Origin of the sequence: Frankia sp. AiPs1, from assembly GCF_023716945.1 — a bacterium.
Lineage (GTDB): Bacteria > Actinomycetota > Actinomycetes > Frankiales > Frankiaceae > Frankia.
On record NZ_JAMQQF010000405.1, the window covers coordinates 1 to 5,491 of the forward strand.

At 71.8% G+C, this 5,491-nt stretch carries 8 protein-coding genes; 4 read left to right on the forward strand and 4 right to left on the reverse strand.

From position 1 onward, the window contains the following. The 3 genes from ND748_RS23980 to ND748_RS23990 form a co-directional block, all read left to right on the forward strand. The coding region (locus tag ND748_RS23980; protein WP_285902615.1) for a biotin/lipoyl-containing protein at nt 1-240 on the forward strand (240 nt) is incomplete at its 5' end. Between the two features lie 74 nt (nt 241-314). Then, entirely contained in the window at nt 315-1,466 is a 1,152-nt protein-coding gene (locus tag ND748_RS23985) for an acyl-CoA dehydrogenase family protein (RefSeq protein WP_251748217.1), read from the forward strand. Nucleotides 1,467-1,633: 167 nt separating this feature from the next. Next, nucleotides 1,634-2,446: a hypothetical protein gene (locus ND748_RS23990; protein ID WP_251748218.1), complete on the forward strand. Its 813-nt coding sequence runs from the start codon at nt 1,634-1,636 to the stop codon at nt 2,444-2,446. A 129-nt stretch (nt 2,447-2,575) separates the two neighbouring features. On the opposite strand, the gene ND748_RS23995 is transcribed toward ND748_RS23990, so the two are convergent. Beyond that, a complete protein-coding gene (locus tag ND748_RS23995; protein ID WP_251748219.1) occupies nt 2,576-3,253 on the reverse strand; it encodes a response regulator transcription factor in 678 nt (225 codons plus the stop codon). A 251-nt stretch (nt 3,254-3,504) separates the two neighbouring features. Next, nucleotides 3,505-3,639 carry a hypothetical protein gene (locus ND748_RS34225; protein ID WP_285902616.1) on the reverse strand — a complete coding sequence of 45 codons (135 nt, stop codon included), beginning with the start codon at nt 3,637-3,639 and terminating at the stop codon, nt 3,505-3,507. Between ND748_RS34225 and ND748_RS35120 the strand changes: the two genes are divergently transcribed. Then, entirely contained in the window at nt 3,629-3,952 is a 324-nt protein-coding gene (locus ND748_RS35120; protein WP_374216017.1) for an AbrB family transcriptional regulator, read from the forward strand. The genes ND748_RS34225 and ND748_RS35120 overlap by 11 nt on opposite strands. A gap of 32 nt (nt 3,953-3,984) precedes the next feature. Here ND748_RS35120 and ND748_RS24000 read toward each other — a convergent pair whose 3' ends face one another. After that, on the reverse strand, nt 3,985-4,554 hold the full coding sequence (locus tag ND748_RS24000; RefSeq protein WP_251748221.1) for a hypothetical protein: 570 nt from the start codon (nt 4,552-4,554) through the stop codon (nt 3,985-3,987). Between the two features lie 217 nt (nt 4,555-4,771). After that, nucleotides 4,772-5,491: cysteine hydrolase family protein (locus ND748_RS24005; protein ID WP_251748222.1), on the reverse strand; the 720-nt coding region annotated here is incomplete at its 5' end.

Sequence of the window (5,491 nt, forward strand, 5' to 3'; positions counted from 1 at the left end):
GTCGAGGCCGGCGGCGAGGCCCGCAGCCCCATGCCCGGCACCGTCATCGCGGTGCATGCCGCCGCCGGCGACGAGGTGGCCGTCGGCGCGCCGCTGGTCGTCGTGGAGGCGATGAAGATGGAACACACCGTCGGCGCCCCGGTCGCCGGCGTGGTCAAGGACGTCCTCGTCGGTGTCGGCGAGCAGGTCACCCTCGACGCGGTGCTCGCCGTGGTCGACCCGGCCCCGGCCGGAACCTGAAACAGAATCCCGGAGCCGAGTCCCGGAGCCGAGTCCCGGTGACGAGCCCGAAGCCGCGTCCGAAGGAGGAGATCATGCCTGACACCCGGTTGAGCGAGGATCAGGAGTCGCTGCGCAAGCTCGTCGAGGAGTTCGCCCGCGAGGTCGTGGCGCCGGCGGCGGCGGCGCACGACGAGGCGAAGACCTTCCCCTACGAGGTCGTCGCGCAGATGGCCGAGATGGGGCTGTTCGGCCTGCCGTTCCCGGAGTCCGTCGGCGGGCAGGGCGCGGACTACTTCACCCTGTGCCTGGCGATCGAGGAACTGGCCCGGGCCGACTCGTCGGTGGCGATCACCCTGGAGGCCGGCGTCGGGCTCGGCGCGATGCCGGTGTACCGGTTCGGGTCCGACGCGCAGAAGGAGCGGTGGCTGCCGCTGCTGACGTCGGGACGGGCGCTGGGCGCGTTCGGGCTCACCGAACCCGGCGCCGGCAGCGACGCGGGCGGCACCCGCACGACCGCCAGCCTCGACGGCGACGAGTGGGTCGTCAACGGGTCGAAGGCGTTCATCACCAACTCGGGCACGGACATCACCCGGCTGGTGACGGTCACCGCGGTGACCGGGCAGACCGCGGCCGGACGCAAGGAGATCTCGGCGATCCTGGTGCCGGTGCCGACCGCGGGCTTCACCGCGCAGCCCGCCTACTCGAAGGTCGGCTGGCATGCCTCCGACACCCATCCGTTGACGTTCGACGACGTGCGGGTGCCGGCGGAGAACCTGCTCGGCGAGCGGGGCCGCGGCTACGCGAACTTCCTGAGCATCCTCGACGAGGGGCGGATCGCCATCTCGGCGCTGTCGGTGGGCCTCGCCCAGGCGTGCGTCGACGAGAGCGTGCGCTACGCCAGGGAGCGGGAGGCGTTCGGCGCGCCGATCGGGCGCAACCAGGCCATCGCGTTCAAGATTGCCGAGATGGAGACCCGGACCTACGTCGCGCGGGCCGCCTACTACGACGCGGCTTCGCGGATGCTCGCCGGCCAGCCGTTCAAGAAGCAGGCCGCGATGGCGAAGCTGTTCTCCTCGGAGGCGGCCGTCACCAACGCGCGGGAGGCGACCCAGATCTTCGGCGGGTACGGGTTCATGAACGAGTACCCGGTGGCCCGGCACTGGCGGGACTCCAAGATCCTCGAGATCGGCGAGGGCACCAGCGAGGTGCAGAAGATGCTCATCGCCCGCGACCTCGGCCTGTAGGCCCGGAAGGCCCGGAAGGCGCGGTCGGGTTCACGGTAGGCCTGATTGGGCTCCCGGTAAGCCTGGTCGGTTCCCCGGTAGGCCTGGTCGGTTCCCCGGTAGGCCTGGTCGGGTTCCCAAGAAACACAGTCAGGTTATCGTCAGGTGCGTGCTGCGAGCCTCGCGGCATGACTGCTGTGACGGGCCGGGCGGGACCATGGGGCCGGACGACGTTGAACAAGGTCCCACAGGTCACGATCTTCTTCTGGATCATCAAGGTCCTCTGCACCACCATCGGTGAGACCGCGGCGGACTTCCTCAACTCGAATCTCGGCCTCGGCCTGACCAGCACGACCTACGTGATGGGCGCCCTGCTGGTCGTCGCGCTGTTCTTCCAGTTTCGGCTGGAGCGCTACGTGCCCTGGGTCTACTGGCTCGCGGTCGTGCTGATCAGCGTGGTCGGCACGCTCATCACCGACAATCTGACCGACAACGCCGGCGTGCCGCTGGAGATCACCACCGCCGCGTTCGCCGTCGCGCTGGCCGCGACGTTCGCGGCGTGGTTCGCGGTCGAGCGGACCTTGTCGATCCACACCATCCACACCATGCGACGGGAGGGCTTCTACTGGCTGGCGATCCTGAACACGTTCGCCCTGGGCACGGCCGCGGGTGACCTGGTCGCGGAGAAGCTGAACCTGGGCTACGGGGTCTCGGTGCTCGTGTTCGCCGCGGCCATCGCCGCCGTGGCGGCCGCCCGCTTCGCCCTCGCCGCGAACGCCGTGGTCACCTTCTGGATCGCCTACGTGCTGACCCGGCCGCTCGGAGCCTCCGCCGGTGACCTGCTGTCCCAGCCGCGGGATGAGGGCGGACTCGGTCTGGGCACGGTCGGGACGACGGTGATCTTCCTGGTCGCGATCGTCGGGCTCGTCGCCTACCTTACGGTCCGGCGCCGGGACGAGATCCTCCCCGAGGGCCTGCCGGGGAGGACGACGCAGGCCTGAGGCGCGGGCGGCGGACGGCGGTCGGGGCCGGCGTCCGCCGCGAGCGGTCCGTCCGCCGGCGGTGTTCCCGGCGATGTTCCCGGCGATGTCCCAAGCGGTGTTCGCGGCTGTGTCCTCGTCGCTGTCGGGTCAGTGCAGCCGGTAGCCGATCCCGCGGACGGTGTCGAGCCGGGCGTCGACCGCCGCCACCCGCAGGGCGCGCCGCAGCCTTGTCACGTACGAGTCCAGTGTGTTCTCCCGCACGATCGCGCCGGCCGGCCAGGCCGAACAGACCAGTGTCTCCCGGCGGACGACCTCCCCGCGGCGCACCAGCAGGGTCGCCAGCAGGCGGTACTCGGTCGGGCTCAGGGGCACGACCGTGCCGCCGCTGCCCAGGCGGAACCGCAGCGGATCCAGGGCGATCGCGTTGCCGCCCGGGTCCGGTCGGCGGCGCCGGACCAGCACCTCGAGCCGGGCGGCAAGCTCGGCGAACGCGAACGGCTTGGTCAGGTAGTCGTCGGCCCCGCGGGCGAAGCAGCGTAGCCGGTCGGGCAGCGCATCCCTGGCTGTCAGCACCAGCGCGGGTGCCTCGACGCCGCGGTCGCGCAGGGCGCTGACGACGTCCATCCCGTCCATGTCCGGCAGGCCCAGATCCAACACGAGGGCGTCGGGCCTGGCCGCGGCGGCGGCGACCCGGCCGAGGGCGGAGGCGCCGTCCCGGACAGCCCACACGACCTGGAAATCGGCCGCCTCGAGTCCGCGGACGAGGACGCGCCGCAGCGCCGGATCGTCCTCGATCACCGCAATTGCTCCGGGCACTGCTCCCATACCCCCCTCCGACGTGAGCTTGACGGATGGAACCGCCTGCAGAACATCACGCCGGGGGTGTGAAGAGCGTGTGAGAGGGTCGACGCGGGCTCGGGACGAGCATCGGAATCCGCCCTTTCCGACCTTCGGGCCATCCATTCCTGCCCCATCGTGACGGGCTGGGATGGTCTTCCTGGGCGGCCCTCTTTTCGGTATTCACCGATTTCACATCCGGCCGTCGTACCCTGGGTCGGGCGCGAGGAATTCTGCCTTCATTCCGGGGCTGCGGGAGCAGCGCTGGCGCGTGGATTCTGCTCGCGCTGGCCTGTTATCTCCTCGGTGAGATCGGGGAAATTCTGCCTGGCCTGCGCGGCGATGGCCTGGGTGCTGGCCAGGATGATCGGCATCCCGTTCCTGGAGTCCTACCTGGCGACCACCCCGGGCGGCATCAACGCGGTGCTTGCCACCGCCACCGTGGCCCACATCAACGTCGGTGTGGTCTCCACCGGTCCAGAGCTTCCGTCTCGTCCTCGTCGTGCTGTTCACCCCACCGCTGGTCCGCCGGCTCGTCCGGCGGGCGACGCCGTCCACCGCCGTTGCCGTTCCGGTGGACGCCCCCGAGCCCGCGGCGCTCGGCGTACTCGGGGCGCCCTCCCGAGCGGGCGTGGCGCGGCCGGCGCGTGGACGTGGGGTCGTGCACCGACGTGGGTCGTGCACTGACGCCCGTCCGGCGCGTCACCGCGCCTCGCGGGTCAGGTCCGGTCGGCGCCGCCGAACACGGCCCGGGCGGCGGCGCCGCGCAGTTCGTCGAGCACGTCGGCCTGCCTGCGGGCACGCTCGAGCAGTACCTCGAGGCGGTCCTGGTCGAGCCGGTCGTAGCGGTCGACCACGGCCCGCAGGGTCCGCCAGGCGGCCGACTTGCCGGCCACCCCGATCCGCAGTGTCTCGAGTTCGATCACCGTGCTCAGCGAGGAACGGCGCACGACCCGACCGTTGAGCTTCAACCGGCCCGCCGCCTCGGTGAGCCAGCCGGCGGCGGTCTTGTACTTCCGCTCGGAGACGCCGAGCGCGCTCATCAGCTCGAGCAACGCGTCGCGGTCCTCGGCGATCTCCGAGGCGACCCGGGCCAGCCCGTCCCCGAAGGGCGTGCCGCGGTGAGCCGTCGCGGTGCGGCGGGCGAGGCGCAGCCCGGCGGTGGAGCCGGCCAGGTGGTCGTTCAGGTAGATGCCGAGCGGATCCACGCTCGCCTGCGCCCCCTGCGCCCCGGCCCCACCCCCGCTGCCGCCGCCTCCGGCACTGGTCTCGGTCCTGGCGCCACTCATTCCGCGCCTCCCTCGCTCGGGCTTCCCGCACGGGTCGGTCCCGCGATAGGTGTGTCCACCCGGGGCGCGGGATAACCAGCACGGGCGCCTGCGCGTGCGGTCCGCCTGGCTGGTTGCGGTGCGCTGGGCACGCACCGAGCTCCCAAACCGTGCTTTCAGACTGAGCTCCCAGACCGAGCTCCCAGACCGAGCACAGCGCACCGCAGTGCGCTGGCGGTCAGCGCCAGGCGGCGGTGATGGTGGGGGAGGGCACGACGAAGGCGATGTTGCGCATGGTGTAGCGCACGACGTGTTCGGCGTACTCGTACGGGTCGCCCGCGATGCAGTCCGGCGGGACGACGACCTTGTAACCGAGGTTCATCGCCTCGATCGCGGTGCCGAGCACCGCGATGTTCAACGAGACGCCGGTGACGATCAGGGTGGTGACCTTCGTGTTGCGCAGGTACTGGTCGAGGCCGGTGGCGAAGAAGCCGGTGAGGCCCTGCTCCCGGCGGAACACGACATCCTCCGGGCGCGGCGCGATCTGCGGCATCACCGGGCCCTGCCCGCCGGTGGTGCCCGCCGCCGAGGACGACCGCAGACTCACGAACGTGTTGTGGGCGAAGCCGAAGCCGTCGGGGCGCCGTTCGTCGGTGCAGTAGTAGATCCGCACCCCCGCCTTACGGCCCGCGTCGAACAGCGCGGAGAGGTTGTCGAGCAGTCCGGTGCGTCGGGCGGATTCGGCGAGGCCGGGCAGTAACGGGCGGTCGCCGAGGAGGTTCTCCTGGCATTCCATGTTCACGATGGCGGTGGTGGCCGGGTCCAGGTGCGGCGTCACGTCGAGAGGCATGGCCGGCACGCTACCCGGGACGGCCCGCCCCGGGGCGGGGGGGGGGGGGGGGGGGGGGGGGGGGGGGGGGGGGGGGGGGGGGGGGGGGGGGGGGGGGGGGGGGGGGGG